The following is a 16729-nucleotide window of genomic DNA, read 5'->3' as shown; positions in this document are numbered from 1 at the left end:
CACTCATCCGCCCAGCACCTCGGCGGCGCGCCGGGCGAGCCGGAACTTCTGGATCTTGCCGGTGGGCGTGGTCGGGAGCTCCCCGGCGGTGGTCACCAGGACGTGCCGGGGCACCTTGAACCGCGCGAGCTTCTCCCGGCACAGGGCGAGCACCGCGTCCGGGTCGACGGTCGCGCCCGGCTCCGGGACGATCCAGACGCAGCCGACCTCGCCCCAGCGGTCGTCCGGGACGCCGACGGCGAAGGCCTGGCTGATCCCCGGCTCACGAGTCAGCAGCTCCTCGATCTCCTTCGGCATCACCAGCTCGCCGCCGCTCTTGTAGAGCTCCTTGCTGCGGCCGGTGATCTCCAGGTAGCCGTCGTCGCGGACCCGGCCCAGGTCACCGGAGAACACCCGGCCGCCGCGCAGCGCGGCCGCGATCTCCTCGGGCTTGTCCCAGAACCCGAGCATGTGGGTGGGTCCGGACGAGACGAGCTCGCCCTCCGCCCCGGCGGGCAGCTCCTCACCGGTGAGCGGGTCGCAGGTCGTGTACGCGCACAGGTCGCCGTCGCGATCGGGCAGCCCGGCGACGCCGGCCCGCTTGACCCGGCCGACCGTCGTCGCGTGCCGCTCCAGCGGGTCCTCGGGCAGCGTCATCGTCATCGCGCCGCCGCACTCGGTCATCCCGTAGCCGGTGGTGACCTCGGCGATGCCCAGCTCGGCCCGCACCTTCTCCCACAGCCACACCGGCGCGGGCGCGGCGCCGGAGAGCAGCGCGAACACCGAGGACAGGTCGCGCCCGGCCCGGGCGGGGGACTCGAGCAGGGCGACGGTCATCGTGGGCACGCAGAGGATCTCGGTGGCCCGGTGCCGCTCGATGCCCTCGACGTAGTCGGCCGCGGAGAACGCCAGGCGCGGCACGATCGCCCCGCCGACGAACATGGCCGCGACCAGGCCCTCCACGTAGCCGAACATGTGGTAGCAGGGCAGTGAGAACAGGATCCGCCGCCCGTCCTCGAACGCGCGGGTCAGCGCGGAGGCGTACCCCGTCCGCAGCACCCCGTCGTGGGTGACCATGACGCCCTTGGGCGCGCCGGTGGTGCCCGAGGTGTAGAGGATGTCGCCCAGATCGCCGGGTGTGGTGCCTGTCGTGCCGGCCGCGACCGGGGATCCGAGCGCGCCCAGCTCATCGACGGTCGTGACCCCGGGCCGCGCCGGGTGCACGGTGGGCAGCGCGACGACCGCGCGCAGGTCCGGCAGCTCCGCGGTGGGGCCCTGCTCCCAGCCGGGCGCGACGTCGTCGAGCAGGGCCAGGTGGTCCAGGTCGCCGTAGCCGGTCATGGTGACGAGCACCGTGCACCGCGACTGACGCAGCACGTAGGCCAGCTCGTCGCGCCGGTAGAGGAAGTTGAACGGGATCGCCACCGCCCCGGCCCGCGCGACCGCGAACTTCAGCGGCACGAACTCCAGGTGGTTGGCCATGAGCAGGCCGACCCGGTCCCCGGGCCGCACGCCGAGCGCGGCCAGGCCGCCCGCGAGCCGGTCGGACCAGGCGACGGCCTCGGCGTAGGTCAGTGTGCGGTCGTCGGTGACGACCAGCGGGCGGTCGCCGAACTCGGCGGCGCAGTCGTCCAGGAAACCGTCGAGGGTCCGGGGGCGCCAGACCGGGTGGCGGGCCTCCAGGGCCGCTCGGCGGTCCGTGATCGGGGCGGGCATCGTCGACCTCCACGTCAGTGTTTAATCTGTCGTAGATTAGAGAAGTCGGCCGCGGCGGACAATGGACCGTCCGGCGCACCGGGTCAGGCCTGCCGGGCCGCCCCCGAGGCGAGCAGGGCGTCGACGTCCAGCCCGGCGTCGGCGAGCACCTCGCGGGTGTGACCGCCCCGCACCGGCGCGGGGCCGGGCGCGGCGACGGGATGCCCGGACAGGCGCGGCGCGGGTCCGGGCTGCAGCACCCCGTCGACCTCGACCACGCTCCCCCGGGCCGCGAGGTGCGGGTGGGCCGCCGCCTCGCGCAGGCCCAGGACCGGCGCGACGCAGGCGTCGGTGCCGTCGAACACCGCCGTCCACTCCGCGCGGGTCCGGGTGGCGAACCGTCCGGCGAGCGTGGCGCGCAGGGCCGGCCAGCGGCTGCGGTCGTGCTGGTCCCGCGGGTCCGCGACCTCGCACGGGATCTCCAGCAGGCGCAGCAGCTCGGCGTAGAACTGCGGTTCGAGCGCACCGACCGCCATGTGACCACCGTCGGAGGTGGCGTAGACGGCGTAGAACGGCGTGCCGCCGTCGAGCAGGTTGACCCCGCGCCGGTCCTCCCAGCGGCCGGAGCCGAGCAGGGTGTGGATCACGGCGAGCAGGTGCGAGGTGCCGTCGACGATCGCCGCGTCGACGACCTGCCCGCGCCCGGTGCGTTCGGCCTCCAGCAGCGCCGCGAGCACACCGATCACGAGGTAGGTCGCCCCGCCGCCGAAGTCGCCGAGCAGGTTGAGCGGGATCTGCGGGGGTCCGTCGGCCGGGCCGATGGCACCCAGCGCCCCGGTCAGGGCGATGTAGCCGACGTCGTGCCCGGCGGTGCGCGCCAGCGGCCCGTCCTGCCCCCAGCCGGTCATCCGCCCGTAGACCAGCCGCGGGTTGCGCTCCCACACCGCCTCCGGTCCGACCCCCAGACGTTCGGCGACCCCGGGCCGGTTGCCCTCGATCAGCACGTCCGCACCGGCGGCGAGGGCGAGCACCGCCTCGACCGCCTCGGGCCGCTTGAGGTCGAGCACCACCGAACGCTTGCCGCGCCCCAGCACGTCGGCGGCCGGCGGCGCGGTCGGCAGTGGCCCGGCCGACGGCCGGTCGACCCGGATCACGTCGGCCCCGAGGTCGGCCAGCTCCATGCCGGCGAACGGTCCCGGCCCGATCCCGGCCAGCTCCACGACCGTCCGCCCGGCCAGCGGCCCCCGCTGCGTCCCACCCATGCCGCACCCTCCCGATACTTTTTCTTACTACGATTAAACAGTAGCCTGACGACCGTGACCGACGCGCCGGAGCGGGACCCAGCCACGGTGGGCGACGCCGCGGAGCTCCCCGCCCCGCGCCCGGCGCCCACCCGGGAGCGGATCTTGGACGCGGCGGCGGTGGTGCTCAACCGCAACGGCTACGCCGGGACCCGGCTGCTCGACATCGCCACCATCGCCGGCCTGCAGGCCCCGGCGATCTACTACCACTTCGCCTCGCGGGACGAGCTCATCGCCGAGGTGGTGCAGGTCGGACTGCGCCGGGTGATGGCGCACGTGCACGGCGAGCTCGACGCACTGCCGCCGGACAGCTCGCCGATGGACCGCATCACCACCGCCGTGCGCGCGCACCTGGAGATCGTGCTGCGGGACTCGGAGTACGCCTCGGCCGCGATCCGGCACGCCGCCCAGCTCCCGCCGGGCATCCGCGACGTCCAACTCCGCGACCAGCGCCGCTACGGCGCGCTGTGGCGGGGCCTGGTGGACTCCGCGCGCGAGGCCGGCGAGGTGGATCCGGACCTGGACGCGCAGGCGGCCCGGATGCTGGTGATGGGGGCGCTGAACTGGGCCCCGGAGTGGTGGCGCCCCGAGCGCGGCGACCTCGCCGGGACCGTGGCGACCGCGCAGACCATCGTGCGCGAGGGGCTCTCGCCGGACCGTTGACCCGTGCTTCGGATTAATTTACTCTCGATTAAAGAGTCGATCGAAGGAGATGACCCGTGCAGACGTCCGACACCGCGTTCGACGCGCTCGTGGTGGGCGCCGGCGCCGGTGGCCTGTTCGCCGCCGCCCGGCTGGCCCATGCCGGCTACCGCACCCTCGTCGTGGAGCGGCTCGACAAGGTGGGTGGGCGGGCGTCCACCACCGAGATCGACGGGTTCCTCGTCAACGACGGCGCGATCGCCATCGAGGTCGGTGGCATCACCGAGGAGACCTTCGCCGAGGTCGGCGCCGAGTTCGACATCCGCACCCCGGAGGTCCCGGTGCTCTACCGGGTGGGCGGCAAGAACCTCGACGTCACCCGCGGCGGCTGGGGCATGCTGCTGTCCCAGCTCACCCGGCAGGGCGCGAAGCTGCTCTCGGGCATCGGCGCCGCCCGCACGAACGACGACGCGCTGCCCGGCAGCGAGCTGTCCACCGCGGAGTGGGTCGGCAGGTACTCGAAGAACGCGGCCGTGCAGGGCGTGTTCCGCAACATGTGCGCCTCGGTGTTCGCCGTCGGGTCCGAGGAGCTGCCCGCGCGGGTGTTCCTGACCTACTTCACCCGCAAGTCGGCGTTCAAGAAGTTCGGGTTCTGCCCGGCCGGCACGATCGGGGTCTGGCAGTCGCTGGCGAACTCGGTGATCGGCAACGGCGGCCAGGTGTGGCTGTCGTCGGAGGTCGAGCGGCTGCACCTCGCCGACGGCCGGGTCACCGGTGCCACCATCGTGCGCGACGGCGAGCGCGTCGAGGTCACCTGCCGGGTGGCCGTGAGCGACACCGGGCCCGCCGCGACCGTGGGCCTGGTCGGCGCGGAGAACCTCCCCGCGGACTACCGCGAGCAGGTCGCGGTCAAGGACCGGCCGTGCTCGATGATCGCGCTCAACTTCCCCAGCCGCGAGCGCCTGGTCGACGTGCCCGGCATGCTGCTGTTCTCCACGTCCGAGCGGCTCTGCTACGTCGCCAACTTCACCGACACCTGCCCGGAGATGGCGCCGGAGGGCTGGAACCTCTACGTCGCGGCCTCGGTGCCCAAGCCCTCGGTCGGCGACTTCGACGCCGACGCCGAGGTCGAGCTGCTGCGCACGGACCTGCGCGAGCAGATCCCCGGCTTCGACCGGGCGCGCACCCTGTCGGTCGCGGTCATGCGCGACGGGTGGCCCCCGCAGCGCGCGGTCGCGGGCTACGACCTGGGCCACGACACCCCGATCGCGAACCTGTGGAACGTCGGCGACGGGGTCAAGGAGTACGCCAACGGCGGCACCACCGCCTGCGCCGAGACCGCCAAGCTCGTCACCGAGAAGATCCTCGCGGAGTACCCGCTGACCGCGGCGGTCTGACCCCGCCGCTCCCGGCCACTCCCCCACCGGCGCGCCGCCACCTGCTCCCCGGGTGGCGGCGCGCAGTGCGTTCAGGACAGCACGTTCGGGACGGGGCAGCCGGGACGGGGCGCTCAGGACGGGGCGTAGCGGCGCAGCCCGTCCTCGCCATCGTGTGCGACGAGCACGCCCGCGTCGACCAGCACGTCGAGGTGGGCGGCGATCTCCAGCACCGCGAGCGCGGCGTGCTCGGTCTCCAGCTGCGACAGGTGCCGCTCCCGCCGGGTCCACGGCAGGGCGGACGCGACCGCCCAGGCCGTCGTGTCCCCGGCCCCGACTCGCGCCGCGGCGGCGGCCAGCCGCTGCTCGTGGTGGGCCAGCAGCTCGTCGACACGGGTGTGCACGCTGCGGGTGACCGGCCCGTGGGCCGGCAGCAGAAGGGAGTCGGGCAGGTCGCGGACCAGCCGCAGCGAGTCCAGGTAGCTGCGCAGCGGCATCGGCTCGGGGGCGCGTTCGTAGCCGATCGACGGCGTGATGTGCGGCAGCACGTGGTCCCCGGAGAACAGCGCGCCGCGCGCGGTGTCGCGCAGCACGACGTGCCCGCGGGTGTGCCCCGGGGTCGCCCGCACCTCCAGCTCGCCCTCGCCGGCGGCGACCAGGTCGCCGTCGTCGAGCCAGGCGTCGGGCATGCTCCACGGCGCCAGGTCGACGCGCTCGACCTCGGCGACGTGCCGGGCCAGGTCCCGGGCCAGGTCGGCCGCACCCGCCGCGGCCACCATGGCCGACTGCGGCGCGGGGTGGGCCGCGCGGTCGCTCTGCGCCGCCACCGAGGGCTCCTCCCCGCGGCCGAGCACGACCCGGGTGCCGTGGGCGGAGCGCAGCGCGAGGGCCTGGGTGTAGTGGTCGTGGTGGGCGTGGGTGACCACGACCTGGGCGACGTCGGCCGGGGCGTACCCCAGGGCGCGCAGGCCGACCTCCAGCGCGTCGCCGTCGGCGTCGACCCAGCCGGAGTCGACCAGGGTCGGCCCGTCCGGCCCGTCGAGCACGTAGACGTTGACCGCCCGCAGCCCGTCCAGCGGCAACGGCAGCGGGATCCGGTGCACCCCCGGCAGCACGGGGTGCGCCCCCGGTTCGGTCCAGTCCTGCACCTGCTCGGCGAGCTCCACGGTCACATCGACCCCTCCTTCTTTCTAATCCTGATTCAATGTAGTTTCGCGGACGTGACCCCGCGCTACGAGGACCTGCGGTACGAGACCGGCGACGGACTGGCCCGGATCGAGCTGCACCGCCCGGACGCCCTGAACGCCTGGACCCCCGCCAGGGGCACCGAGCTGCTCGACGCCGTGCGTCGGGCGTCGGCCGACGACGCGGTCCGCGCGGTGCTCGTCACCGGGGCCGGCCGGGCGTTCTGCGCCGGTGCCGACGTGAAGAACCCGCGCGAGACGACCCCCGAGGGCGATCCGGACCTGTCGACCCGGCTGCGCGAGATCTACAACCCCATCGTGCTGGCGGTGCGGGCGGCACCGAAGCCGTTCGTCGGGGCGGTGCAGGGCGCCTGCGCCGGACTCGGGGTGTCCCTCGCCCTGTCCTGCGACCTGCTGCTGGCCGCCGAGGACGCCTACCTGCTGCTCGCCTTCGTCCGGATCGGGGTGATGCCCGACGGCGGGACCACGGCGTTCCTGGCCGAGCGGGTCGGGCTCGCCCGCGCCGCGGAGCTCTGCATGCTCGGCGACCGGCTGCCCGCCGAGACCGCACACCGCTGGGGACTGGTGAACGCGGTGCACCCCGGCGAGCGCCTGCACGCCGAGGCCGAGGCACTCGCCCGGCGCCTCGCCCAGGCGCCGACCGTCGCGCTGGCCAGCACCAAACAGGCCCTCGGGGCGGCCGCCCAGCGGCGCCTGGCCGACCAGCTGGAGCTGGAGGCGACCCTGCAGCAGCGGCACGCCACCACCCACGACTACGCCGAGGGGAAGTCCGCGTTCGCGCAGAAGCGGCAGGCCGTGTTCCGGGGGTGCTGATCCCCCGGACACGGCCCGCCGCAGCTCACAGCCGTTCGATGACGGTGGCGTTGGCCATCCCTCCGGCCTCGCACATCGTCTGCAGCCCGTAGCGGCCGCCGGTGGCCTCCAGGTGGTGCAGCATCGTCACCAGGAGCCGGGTGCCCGAGGAGCCGAGCGCGTGCCCGAGCGCGATCGCCCCGCCCCGCGGGTTGAGCCGGGCCGGGTCCGCGCCGAACTCGCGTGCCCAGGCCAGCGGGACCGGGGCGAACGCCTCGTTGACCTCGTAGGCGTCGATCTCGTCGAGGGACAGACCGGCGCGGGCCAGCACCGCGTGGGTGGCCGGGATGGGGCCGGTCAGCATCATCAGCGGGTCGTCGCCGACGACGGAGAACGCGTGGAACCGGGCCCGCGGACGCAGCCCGAGCGCCGTCGCCCGCTCCTCGCTCATGACCAGCACGGCGGACGCGCCGTCGGTCAGCGGGGAGGAGTTGCCCGGCGTGATCCGCCAGTCGATCTCGGGGAACCGCGCCGACATCTCGTCGGTGCGGAACGACGGTCGCAGCCCGGCCAGCCCCTCGGCGGTGGTGGTGCCGCGGACGGTCTCGTCGGTGGTCAGCCCGGCCGCCTCCGGCACCGCGACGACCTCGGCGTCGAACCCGCCGTCGGCCCAGGTCCGCGCGGCGCGGCGGTGCGACTCGGCGGAGTAGGCGTCGAGCTCGTCGCGCTCGAGCTTCCAGCGCTGCGCCACCAGCTCGGCGGAGATGCCCTGGTTGACCAGACCGTCGGGGTACCGGGCGGACGCCCGCTCCCCCATCCCGGCGCGGGCGCTGCCGATCGGCACCGCGCTCATCGACTCGACGCCCGCGGCGATCACCACGTCGTGCACGCCGGCCAGCACGGCCTGGGCGGCGAACGCCGCGGCCTGCTGGCTCGACCCGCACTGCCGGTTGAGCGTCGTGCTGGGCACGGACTCGGGGAACCCGGCGCCGAGCACCGCGTTGCGCCCGATGTTGCCAGCCTGCTCCCCCACCTGCTGGGCGCAGCCGACGATCACGTCCTCGACCAGCGCCGGGTCGATCCCGGCCCGCTCGACGAGCGCGGCGAGCTGACCGGCGAGCAGGTCGGCCGGGTGCACACCCGACAGCCCACCGCCGGGCTTGCCCCTCCCGACCGGGGTGCGGATCGCCTCGACGACGACGGCGGTGCGCATCAGAGCCGCTCGATGATCGTGACGTTGGCCTGGCCGCCGCCCTCGCACATGGTCTGCAGGCCGTAGCGGCCGCCGGTGCGCTCCAGCTCGTGCAGCATGGTCGTCATCAGCCGGGCGCCGGTGGCGCCGAGCGGGTGGCCGAGCGCGATGGCGCCGCCGTTGGGGTTGACCTTCTCCGGGTCGGCGCCGGTCTCGGCCAGCCAGGCCTGCACGACCGAGGCGAACGCCTCGTTGATCTCGACGGTGTCGATGTCGCCGATGGTCAGGCCGGTCTTCTGCAGCGCGTACTCGGTCGCCGGGATCGGCGCGGTGAGCATCCAGACCGGGTCGGCACCGCGCACCGACACGTGGTGGATCCGCGCCCGCGGGGTCAGCCCGTGGTCGCGCACCGCCGACTCCGACGCGATGAGCAGTGCCGCGGTGCCGTCGGAGACCTGGCTGGACACGCCGGCGGTCAGCCGACCGCCCTCGGTGAGGGTCTTGAGGCCGGCGAGCTTCTCCAGCGAGGTGTCCGCGCGCGGGCCCTCGTCCGTGCCGACCTCGCCGAACGGCACGATCTCCCGCTCGAAGCGGCCCTCGGAGATGGCGCGCAGCGCGCGGTGGTGGCTCTCCAGCGCGAAGACCTCCATGTCCTCGCGGGACAGGTTCCACTTCTCGGCGATCATCTCCGCGCTGCGGAACTGGCTGATCTCCTGGGTGCCGTAGCGCTTCTCCCAGCCGACGCTGCCGGTCCACGGGTCGGTCGCGCCGAACGGCTCGCCGACGGAGAACGAGCACAGGATCGGGTACTGCGACATGATCTGCACGCCGCCGGCGATCACCAGGTCCTGGGTGCCCGCCATGACCGCCTGCGCGGCGAAGGACACTGCCTGCTGGCTGGAGCCGCACTGGCGGTCCACGGTCGTGCCCGGCACCGACTCCGGCAGCCCGGCGACCAGCGCCGCGGTGCGCGCGATGTCCCCGGCCTGGGCGCCGATGGCGTCGATGCAGCCGTAGACGACGTCGTCGATCGCCGCCGGGTCGACCCCGGTGCGCTCCACCAGGGCCCGGATCGGGTGCGCCCCGAGGTCAGCGGGGTGCACGGCGGCCAGTCCGCCCTTGCGGCGGCCGACCGGGGCCCGGACGGCGTCGACGATGTAGGCCTCGCCCATGAGTTCCTCTTCCTGCGTCGCGTCTCAGCGCGCGGCGACGGCCGCGGCGTTGCGTTCCTCGGCGAACGCGAGTGCGTCCGTCCAGCTCGTGCGGCGTCCGATGCGGACGCGGTACTTCATGACGTCGGCGCGGCGCTCGAGCGTCAGCGCGCCGGTCAGCCGGTCGCCGGTCCGGTAGAGCGCCACGAACCGGCCGTCCTCCGGGGAGCCGGAGACGACCCGGATCTCGTCCGCGCGCGGGACGCCGACGAACTGGATGCGGCTGCCGTACCAGTCCGACCAGAAGTAGGGCACGGTCTCGTAGGGCCGGGCCGCGTCCGGGTCGAGGGCGTTGCGGGCGGCGCGGGCGCCCTGCTCCGCGGCGCTGGTCCAGTGCTCGATCCGCATGCGGCCGCCGGTCGGCAGCTCGGAGAACAGCGGGTTGACCCAGTTCACGACGTCGCCGGCGGCGTACACCCCCGGCAGGTCGGTCCGCAGGGTCTCGTCGGCGAGGATCCCGTTGTCCAGGCCGACCCCGGAGCCCTCCAGCCAGCCGGTGTCGGGGGTGGCGCCGATCCCGGCGACCACGAGGTCGGCGGGCAGCACGGTGCCGTCGGCGAGCCGGACACCGGTGACCCGGCCGCCGCCCTCCAGCCCGTCGACGCCGACGCCGCAGCGCAGGTCGGTGCCGTTGGTCTCGTGCAGCCGTGACAGCGCCGCGCCCATCTGCTCGCCGACCGCGCGGACCAGCGGGACCGGCAGCGCCTCGACGATGGTGGCGGGCAGGCCGCGCTTGCGGGCACCGGACGCGACCTCGGACCCGATGAACCCGGCCCCGACGACCACGGTGCGGGCGCCCGCGTCCAGCGCGGCGCGCACGGCCCGCGCGTCGTCGAGGGTGCGCAGCGTGTGCACCCCGGCCAGGTCCCCGGGCAGCGTGCGGGCGCGGGCCCCGGTGGCGACGACGAGTGCGTCGTAGCCGATCCGGCGGTCGCCGACGACGACCTCGCGGGCGTCGGCGTCCAGGCCGGTCGACGGCTCGCCGAGGACGAGGTCCACGCCGAGCTCGTCATGCAGGTGCTCCTCGGTCCGGAACCGCACGTCCGGCGCCTCGGGGTCGTCCAGGAACGCCTTCGACAGCGGGGGCCGGTCGTAGGGCAGGTGCGCCTCGGCACCGACGAGGGTCACCGGGCCGGTGTGCCCGGCGTCGCGGGCGGCCTCGGCGGCCCGCAGACCGGCCAGGGACGCCCCGACGACCACGAGGCGGGGACCGGGACTCGGTGACATCGCAGGCACCCTTTCGTCGACCAGATTTGAATCGAGAATAAACTTATGCCAGATTCGACGTCAACGCCGGGGCCGCCGTTCGGGAGGACGCGATGCACGAGGACAGGGCCATCCACCGGGTCACCGGAGGACTCGCCGAGATCAGGCTGACCCGGGACCGGGGCAACGCGATCGACCCCGCGATGGTGGAGGCGATCGACGCCGCCGTCCGCGCCGTCGAGGCCGACGAGGCCGTGCGCAGCGTGCTGCTCACCGCCGCCGGTCCGGCCTTCTGCGTCGGCGGCGACCTGGGGTTCTTTCGCAGCCGGGTGGACGACCTGCCCGCCCAGCTGGACTCGATGATCGACACGTGGCACGGCTCGACGCTGCGCAGGCTCTCCGCGCTGCCGGTCCCGGTCGTCGCGGCCGTGCGCGGCGGCGTCGGCGGCGGCGGGCTGGGGCTGGTGTGGGGTGCCGACGTGGTCGTCGCCGCCGACGACGTGAAGCTCGCCACGGGGTTCACCAAGCTCGGCATGACCGGCGACGGCGGCAGCACCTGGTACCTGCCGCGACTGGTCGGGATGCGCCGCGCCCAGCAGCTCATGCTGCGCTCCACGCCGGTCGGCGCCGAGCAGGCGCTGGAGTGGGGGCTGGTGTCGCAGGTCGTGCCCGGCGACGAGGTCGAGGCCGTCGCCCGGACCATCGCCGAGGAGTTCGCCGACGGCCCGACCTGGGCCTACGGCGGGATCAAGCAGCTGCTGCGCGACGGCGACGACCGCACCCACGCCGACGGCCTGCTCGCCGAGTACCGGCTGATGACGGCCGGCGCGGGGCGGGCCGACGTCCGCGAGGGCGTCATCGCGTTCACCGCGCGCCGCGCCCCGAAGTTCGACGGCCGATGACCCAGGAGCACACCGTGGACACCACCACCATCACCATCGGGGCCGGCACCGACAGCGGCACCGGGACCGGGACCGACGCCGAGGCCGTGGTCCGGCGCCTCTACACCGCGCTCGCCGACGGCGACCGGGACACCCTGGACGCGATCCTCGATCCCGACTTCGTCGGCGTGCTCGCCGCGGGGATGCCGGGCGGCGTGGGCGGCGAGCACCGCGGCGCCGAGGCGATGCGGCGCGACGGCTGGGGCGGCATCGGACGACACTTCGCCGCCCGCGCCGAGCCCGACCGGATCGACGCGCTCGCCGACGGCCGGCTGCTGGTCTCCGGGCACTACCGGGGCCGCGGGCGGCGCGGCGGCGCCGAGCTGGAGGCGGCGTTCACCCACGTCGTCACCGTCGCCGGCGGCCGACTGACCCGGCTCGAACAGCTCACCGACACCGCCCGCTGGGCCGCCGCCGCGCCGCCGTACACCACCCTCGACGTGCGGGTCGCCGACGGCGTCGGCACCCTGCGACTGAACCGTCCGGACCGGCACAACGCGGTCGACCGGACACTGGGAGCCGAGTTCGCCCGGGCCGTGGACGCCGTTGCCGCCGACCCCGCGGTGCGGGCCGTGGTGCTCACCGGCGGGGACCGGGTGTTCTGCGTCGGCGGCGACGTCGAGCTGTTCACCGGCTGCGCCCCCGAGGAACTCCCCCGGGTCCTGCGCGAGGTCACCAACCTGTTCCACCCCACCGTCGAACGCCTGTCCACGATGGACGCCCCGGTGGTCGCGGCGGTACACGGCGCCGCCGCCGGGATGGGCCTGGCACTGGTGTGCGCCGCGGACGTCGTCGTCGCCGCCGAGGACGCCGTGTTCACCACCGCCTACGGCGGCATCGGGCTCACCGCCGACGGCGGACTCTCCTGGACCCTGCCGCGGCTGGTCGGGCTGCGCCGCGCCCCGGAGCTGTTCCTGACCGGGCGCCGGCTCACCGCGACCGAGGCCCTGGAGTGGGGCCTGGTGACCCGGGTGGTGCCCGCCGCCGAGGTCGACGCGGTGGCGCGGGAGTACGCGACGACGATCGCGGACGGCCCGACACAGGCGTTCGGCGCGGTGCGCCGGCTGCTGCGCCGCAGCAGCGAGTCCGACCTGCACACCCATCTCGCCGACGAGCAGCGCTCGGTGGTCGAGGCCGGGCGCAGCCACGACCTGGTCGAGGGGACGCGGGCCCTCGCCGAGCGCAGGCGCCCCCGTTTCACGGGCTCCTGACCGGCCCGGGCCCGGCTCCGACGAGGCGCAGCGCGAACTCCGCGAGCTGCCAGGCGACCTCGTTCTCGGCCGGGCCCGCGTCGTCGCGGAACCACACCGCGACGCCCATCCCCTGGTCCAGGATCGCGTACGAGGCCAGCTGCGGCGAGGCCACCGAGAACACGCCGGCCTCGACCCCGTCGGTGATCAGGCGGCGGAAGCGCTGCTCGTAGTCGGCACGCAGCCCGAGCACCTCGGACCGGTGCGGCTCGGTCAGGCTGCGCAGCTCCCGGTTGCCGACGAAGGCCTCCAGGCGGTTGCGGGCGTGGAACCGCACGTGGGCCTCGACCGCGCGGCGCAGCCGCTCGGCCGGGTCGGCGACCCCGGCGACCGCGGCGTCGTGCTCGGCCAGCAGGGCGCGCATGGTCGCGTCGATGACCGAGGCGAGCAGCTCCTGCTTGGAGCGGACGTGCTTGTAGAGACTCGGGCCGCGGATGCCGACCGCCGCGCCGATGTCGGCCATCGTCGTCGCCTCGTAGCCGCGACGGGCGAACTCCGCCAGCGCCGCCGACCGGATCTCGTCGCCCCGCACGGCTAGCAGTCTATAGCCGACCTGTGACATGAGGCTCCCTGCGCTGTACTCACCTGCCTCGAACCTGCTAGAAGGTGGCTAACACTCATTAGCCGATGGAGGAGACATGGCCGTCGACCTCGCCCAGGACGCGGACGTCCGCGACCTCGCGGAGCGCACCGCACGCTTCATCCGGGAGGTGGTGATCCCGGTCGAGGAGACCCACGGCGGTGTCCTGCCCTCCGAGGAGGCCCGGGTACAGCTGCAGGACGCCGCCCGCGCCGCGGGGGTGTTCGCCCCGCACGCGTCGCCGGAGCTCGGCGGGCACGGCCTGGACATGCGCGCCCGCGCCGCGGTGTTCGAGGAGGCCGGGTACTCGCTGCTCGGACCGATCGCGCTCAACATCGCCGCCCCCGACGAGGGCAACGTGCACATGCTGGAGCGGATCGCGAGCGAGGAGCAGAAGGAGCGCTACCTCGCCCCGCTGGCCGCCGGCGACGTCCGGTCCTGCTTCGCGATGACCGAGCCCGCCCCCGGCGCGGGCTCGGACCCCGACGCCCTGTCCACCACGGCCACCCGGGCCGACGGCGGCTGGCGCATCGACGGCCGCAAGTGGTTCACCACCGGCGCGGACGGCGCCGCGTTCGCCATCGTCATGGCCCGCACCACCGGCGAGCCCGGTGACCGCGGCGGCGCGACGATGTTCCTGGTCGACGCCGACAACCCCGGGATGAAGGTCGGCCGGCACATCCCGACGCTCGACGAGTCGCTGTTCGGCGGACACCTGGAGGTCGAGTTCTCCGACTGCCGCGTCCCGGACGACGCGGTGCTCGGCGAGGTCGACCAGGGCTACCGCTACGCCCAGGTGCGGCTCGGCCCGGCGCGGCTCACCCACTGCATGCGCTGGCTGGGGATCGCCCGGCGCGCGCAGGACATCGCGGTGGCGTGGGCCTCGGAGCGCGAGGTGTTCGGGTCCCGGCTGGCCGACCTCGGCATGGCCCAGGCCATGATCGCCGACAACGAGATCGACATCGCCGCCTCGCGCGGGCTGATCCTGCAGGCCTGCTGGGAGCTCGACCGCGGCAACCCGGCGGGCAGCCAGGTGTCGATCGCCAAGACCTTCACCGCCGAGGCCGTCTGGCGCGTCGTGGACCGGTCACTGCAGCTCAACGGCGGACGCGGGGTGTCCGGCGACGTGCTGCTGGGCCGCTTCCTGCGCGAGGTGCGCCCGTTCCGGATCTACGACGGCCCGTCGGAGACCCACCGCTGGTCGATCGCCAAGCGCACCGTGGGCCGTTACCGCAGGGAACAGGCCCGATGAGCGGTCCCGACGGCCTGGACCTGGCCGCCCTCGACACCTTCCTGACGGCGAACGTCGACGGGTACCGCGGCGGGGTCACCGCCGAGCTGGTCTCCGGCGGCCGCTCGAACCTCACCTACCGGGTCACCGACGGCACCCACGTGTGGATCCTGCGGCGACCCCCGCTGGGCACGCTGACCCCGTCGGCACACGACATGGGCCGCGAGTTCCGGGTCACCGCCGCCCTGGCGGGCACCGGCGTACCGGTCGCCCCGGCCGTCGCGCTGGCCGACGACAGCGTGCTCGGGGTGCCGTTCGCGCTCACCGGGTTCGTCGACGGGGTCGTCGTGCGCAGCGAGGACGACCTCGCCGCCCTCGACGACCCCACCGTGCACGCGGTGGCGTTCTCCCTGGTCGACACCCTCGCCGCACTGCACGCCGTGGACGTCACCGCCGGTCCGCTCGCCGAGCTGGGCCGCCCCGCCGGGTACCTGCGCCGCCAGGTCGAGCGCTGGTACGGCCAGTGGCAGCGCGTCGCCACCCGCGAGATCCCCGACGTCGACACCCTGTACCGCCTGCTCGACGACACCTGCCCGGCCGAGAGCGACCACGCCGTCGTGCACGGGGACTTCCGCATCGACAACGCCATCCTCGACGCCGGGCACCCGGCCACGATCCGCGCGCTCGTCGACTGGGAGATGGCCACGCTCGGCGACCCCCTGGCGGACCTGGCGCTGCACACCGTCTACGGCGACCCGACGTTCGCACCGGTGCTGGCCGGGTCCGCGGCCTCGACCAGCTCCCGCATGCCGTCGACCGCGGAGCTGGTGGAGCGCTACACCGTCGCGTCCGGGCGGACGGTGCGCCACTGGGCGTTCCACCGGGGGCTGGCCTACCTCAAGGCCGCGGTCATCGCCGAGGGCATCCACGCCCGGCACCTGCGCGGGGACACCCGCGGGGAGGGGTTCGCGACGGTCGGCGAGGCGACCGCACCGCTGGCCGCGGCCGGGGTGGTCGCCGTCCACGCCTGACCGGCCGGGGCGTGCCGGGCACCGCGACCCGGCGCGCGGCCGTCAGCGGGTCCGCCCTCAGCCGCCGGGGTGCGCGCGGTCGGCGTACTCGAGCAGCCGGCGGAGCCGTCCGGCGATCGCGTCCTTGGTCATCGGCGGGTTGGCGAGACGGCCCAGCTCCTGCAACGACAGCTCCGGGTTCCGGGCCCGCAGCAGGCCGGTGGCCAGCAGACGGTCGGGCACCCCGGCAGGCGGGTCCGCCAGCAGTGCCTGGACACGCCGGGTCGTCGTCGCCGCGGCCTGGGAGGCGCGCTCCCGGTTGGCGTCGTGCAGCGCGCCGCTCACCGGCGCCTCGCCGGTCCCGCGTCGGAGGTCGGGGGTCCACGCCTGCGCCGCGCGCGGCGCGCCGATCAGGCCGAGCACCGCCCGCACGTCGGCGTGGTCGCGGACGACCACCCGGTCGCCGTGGGTGCCGGGGCGGGTCAGCGCGGCGACGCCGAGGCGGCGGGCCGCGCCGGTGAGCGCCATCGCCGTCTCCGGGGACGGGCAGGTCAGCTCCAGCCCGGCCCGGCCCCGGCCGCCGAGTGCCCCGGCGGCCAGGAACGCGGCGCGCCAGGCCCCGGCCAGGGCCGCGTCGTCGCCCGCGACGACCGACGGCGGCAGCCCGCGCACCCAGCGGCCGGTGCCGTCGCACAGCCGGGTGCGGCGGGCCAGCTCCGGGACGCGCGCGACGATGCGGAGCGACTCGGACGACGGCCGGACGACGGGGATCTCGAACAGGTCGGTGATCTGCCGGGCCAGGCGCTCGGCGGAGCGTGCGCACCCGGTGGGGACCTCCAGCACCGGGACCGATGCCGCCCCGACGGTCTGGCCGAGCGTCCCGGCGCAGGCGAACCGGAGTGTCGTCGCCACCTCCGCACGACCGATGTCGGCTCGCGCGGGGCGGTGCCGGAACAGCTCGTACCGGACGTCGGGGGTGTCCACCTGCAGCTCCTTCGGATCCGACCGGCGTGCTCCGCCGGTGCCGGCTCGGGCCCCGGAGCCGGCGGACGGCGTCCGGACCGGGGGTCGGCCGGCCCGGGACGGACCGCCCTGGCGGGGGCGACACGCCTCGGACC

The 16729-nt window shown here is 75.0% G+C and carries 15 protein-coding genes; 7 read left to right on the top strand and 8 right to left on the bottom strand.

What is annotated here, in order from left to right; all coding sequences use genetic code 11:
• Positions 1–3: 3 nt before the first annotated feature.
• Both KPL59_RS07540 and KPL59_RS07535 read right to left on the bottom strand, forming a co-directional pair.
• On the bottom strand, positions 4–1695 hold the full coding sequence (locus KPL59_RS07540) for a class I adenylate-forming enzyme family protein (RefSeq protein ID WP_226360359.1): 1692 nt from the start codon (positions 1693–1695) through the stop codon (positions 4–6).
• Positions 1696–1778: 83 nt separating this feature from the next.
• Positions 1779–2936, bottom strand: a complete 1158-nt coding sequence (locus tag KPL59_RS07535; RefSeq protein ID WP_226360358.1) for a CaiB/BaiF CoA-transferase family protein — start codon at positions 2934–2936, stop codon at positions 1779–1781.
• 54 nt (positions 2937–2990) lie between these two features.
• On the opposite strand from KPL59_RS07535, the gene KPL59_RS07530 reads away from it, so the two are divergent.
• Positions 2991–3638, top strand: a complete 648-nt coding sequence (locus tag KPL59_RS07530) for a TetR/AcrR family transcriptional regulator (protein ID WP_075310931.1) — start codon at positions 2991–2993, stop codon at positions 3636–3638.
• 56 nt (positions 3639–3694) lie between these two features.
• Positions 3695–5014: an NAD(P)/FAD-dependent oxidoreductase gene (locus KPL59_RS07525; protein ID WP_226360357.1), complete on the top strand. Its 1320-nt coding sequence runs from the start codon at positions 3695–3697 to the stop codon at positions 5012–5014.
• Between the two features lie 113 nt (positions 5015–5127).
• On the opposite strand, the gene KPL59_RS07520 is transcribed toward KPL59_RS07525, so the two are convergent.
• Positions 5128–6165, bottom strand: a complete 1038-nt coding sequence (locus tag KPL59_RS07520; RefSeq protein ID WP_226360356.1) for an MBL fold metallo-hydrolase — start codon at positions 6163–6165, stop codon at positions 5128–5130.
• Between the two features lie 48 nt (positions 6166–6213).
• Here KPL59_RS07520 and KPL59_RS07515 point away from each other — a divergent pair, with 48 nt between their 5' ends.
• A complete protein-coding gene (locus KPL59_RS07515; RefSeq protein ID WP_226360355.1) occupies positions 6214–7011 on the top strand; it encodes an enoyl-CoA hydratase/isomerase family protein in 798 nt (265 codons plus the stop codon).
• Positions 7012–7036: 25 nt separating this feature from the next.
• Here KPL59_RS07515 and KPL59_RS07510 read toward each other — a convergent pair whose 3' ends face one another.
• Genes KPL59_RS07510 through KPL59_RS07500 form a run of 3 tightly spaced genes read right to left on the bottom strand, consistent with a single transcriptional unit; the run spans position 7037 to position 10620 of the window.
• On the bottom strand, positions 7037–8203 hold the full coding sequence (locus KPL59_RS07510; protein ID WP_226358392.1) for a thiolase family protein: 1167 nt from the start codon (positions 8201–8203) through the stop codon (positions 7037–7039).
• On the bottom strand, positions 8203–9354 hold the full coding sequence (locus tag KPL59_RS07505; RefSeq protein WP_020623741.1) for an acetyl-CoA C-acetyltransferase: 1152 nt from the start codon (positions 9352–9354) through the stop codon (positions 8203–8205). The genes KPL59_RS07510 and KPL59_RS07505 overlap by 1 nt, the downstream gene beginning before the upstream one ends.
• 24 nt (positions 9355–9378) lie before the next feature.
• The gene (locus KPL59_RS07500; protein ID WP_226360354.1) at positions 9379–10620 is read right to left on the bottom strand and encodes an NAD(P)/FAD-dependent oxidoreductase; all 1242 of its coding nucleotides are present in this window, start codon (positions 10618–10620) and stop codon (positions 9379–9381) included.
• Between the two features lie 92 nt (positions 10621–10712).
• Between KPL59_RS07500 and KPL59_RS07495 the strand changes: the two genes are divergently transcribed.
• Both KPL59_RS07495 and KPL59_RS07490 read left to right on the top strand, forming a co-directional pair.
• The gene (locus KPL59_RS07495) at positions 10713–11501 is read left to right on the top strand and encodes an enoyl-CoA hydratase/isomerase family protein (protein WP_226360353.1); all 789 of its coding nucleotides are present in this window, start codon (positions 10713–10715) and stop codon (positions 11499–11501) included.
• 14 nt (positions 11502–11515) lie between these two features.
• Positions 11516–12751, top strand: a complete 1236-nt coding sequence (locus KPL59_RS07490) for an enoyl-CoA hydratase-related protein (RefSeq protein WP_226360352.1) — start codon at positions 11516–11518, stop codon at positions 12749–12751.
• Here KPL59_RS07490 and KPL59_RS07485 read toward each other — a convergent pair.
• On the bottom strand, positions 12738–13322 hold the full coding sequence (locus KPL59_RS07485; RefSeq protein ID WP_226360351.1) for a TetR/AcrR family transcriptional regulator: 585 nt from the start codon (positions 13320–13322) through the stop codon (positions 12738–12740). The two genes, KPL59_RS07490 and KPL59_RS07485, sit on opposite strands and share 14 nt — an antisense overlap.
• Positions 13323–13428: 106 nt before the next feature.
• Between KPL59_RS07485 and KPL59_RS07480 the strand changes: the two genes are divergently transcribed.
• Together KPL59_RS07480 and KPL59_RS07475 are read left to right on the top strand one after the other, a co-directional pair.
• The gene (locus KPL59_RS07480) at positions 13429–14622 is read left to right on the top strand and encodes an acyl-CoA dehydrogenase family protein (protein ID WP_226360350.1); all 1194 of its coding nucleotides are present in this window, start codon (positions 13429–13431) and stop codon (positions 14620–14622) included.
• Positions 14619–15632, top strand: a complete 1014-nt coding sequence (locus tag KPL59_RS07475) for a phosphotransferase family protein (RefSeq protein WP_226358398.1) — start codon at positions 14619–14621, stop codon at positions 15630–15632. The genes KPL59_RS07480 and KPL59_RS07475 overlap by 4 nt, the downstream gene beginning before the upstream one ends.
• A gap of 57 nt (positions 15633–15689) precedes the next feature.
• On the opposite strand, the gene whiA is transcribed toward KPL59_RS07475, so the two are convergent.
• On the bottom strand, positions 15690–16595 hold the full coding sequence (gene whiA / locus KPL59_RS07470; protein WP_226360349.1) for a DNA-binding protein WhiA: 906 nt from the start codon (positions 16593–16595) through the stop codon (positions 15690–15692).
• Between the last annotated feature and the right edge of the window lie 134 nt (positions 16596–16729).

It is taken from the genome of Pseudonocardia sp. ICBG1142 (assembly GCF_020496255.1).
In the GTDB taxonomy this organism is placed as follows: domain Bacteria; phylum Actinomycetota; class Actinomycetes; order Mycobacteriales; family Pseudonocardiaceae; genus Pseudonocardia.
The sequence above is the reverse complement of the archived record's forward strand: the minus strand, read 5'-3'. Positions and strand labels throughout refer to the sequence as shown.

What these genes read in the sequence shown, in the direction of transcription:
- KPL59_RS07540 (WP_226360359.1), bottom strand. Translation starts at nt 1,695, where the DNA reads ATGCCCGCCCCGATCACGGACCGCCGAGCGGCCCTGGAGGCCCGCCAC.
- KPL59_RS07535 (WP_226360358.1), bottom strand. Translation starts at nt 2,936, where the DNA reads ATGGGTGGGACGCAGCGGGGGCCGCTGGCCGGGCGGACGGTCGTGGAG.
- KPL59_RS07510 (WP_226358392.1), bottom strand. Translation starts at nt 8,203, where the DNA reads ATGCGCACCGCCGTCGTCGTCGAGGCGATCCGCACCCCGGTCGGGAGG.
- KPL59_RS07505 (WP_020623741.1), bottom strand. Translation starts at nt 9,354, where the DNA reads ATGGGCGAGGCCTACATCGTCGACGCCGTCCGGGCCCCGGTCGGCCGC.
- KPL59_RS07500 (WP_226360354.1), bottom strand. Translation starts at nt 10,620, where the DNA reads ATGTCACCGAGTCCCGGTCCCCGCCTCGTGGTCGTCGGGGCGTCCCTG.
- KPL59_RS07495 (WP_226360353.1), top strand. Translation starts at nt 10,713, where the DNA reads ATGCACGAGGACAGGGCCATCCACCGGGTCACCGGAGGACTCGCCGAG.
- KPL59_RS07480 (WP_226360350.1), top strand. Translation starts at nt 13,429, where the DNA reads ATGGCCGTCGACCTCGCCCAGGACGCGGACGTCCGCGACCTCGCGGAG.
- KPL59_RS07475 (WP_226358398.1), top strand. Translation starts at nt 14,619, where the DNA reads ATGAGCGGTCCCGACGGCCTGGACCTGGCCGCCCTCGACACCTTCCTG.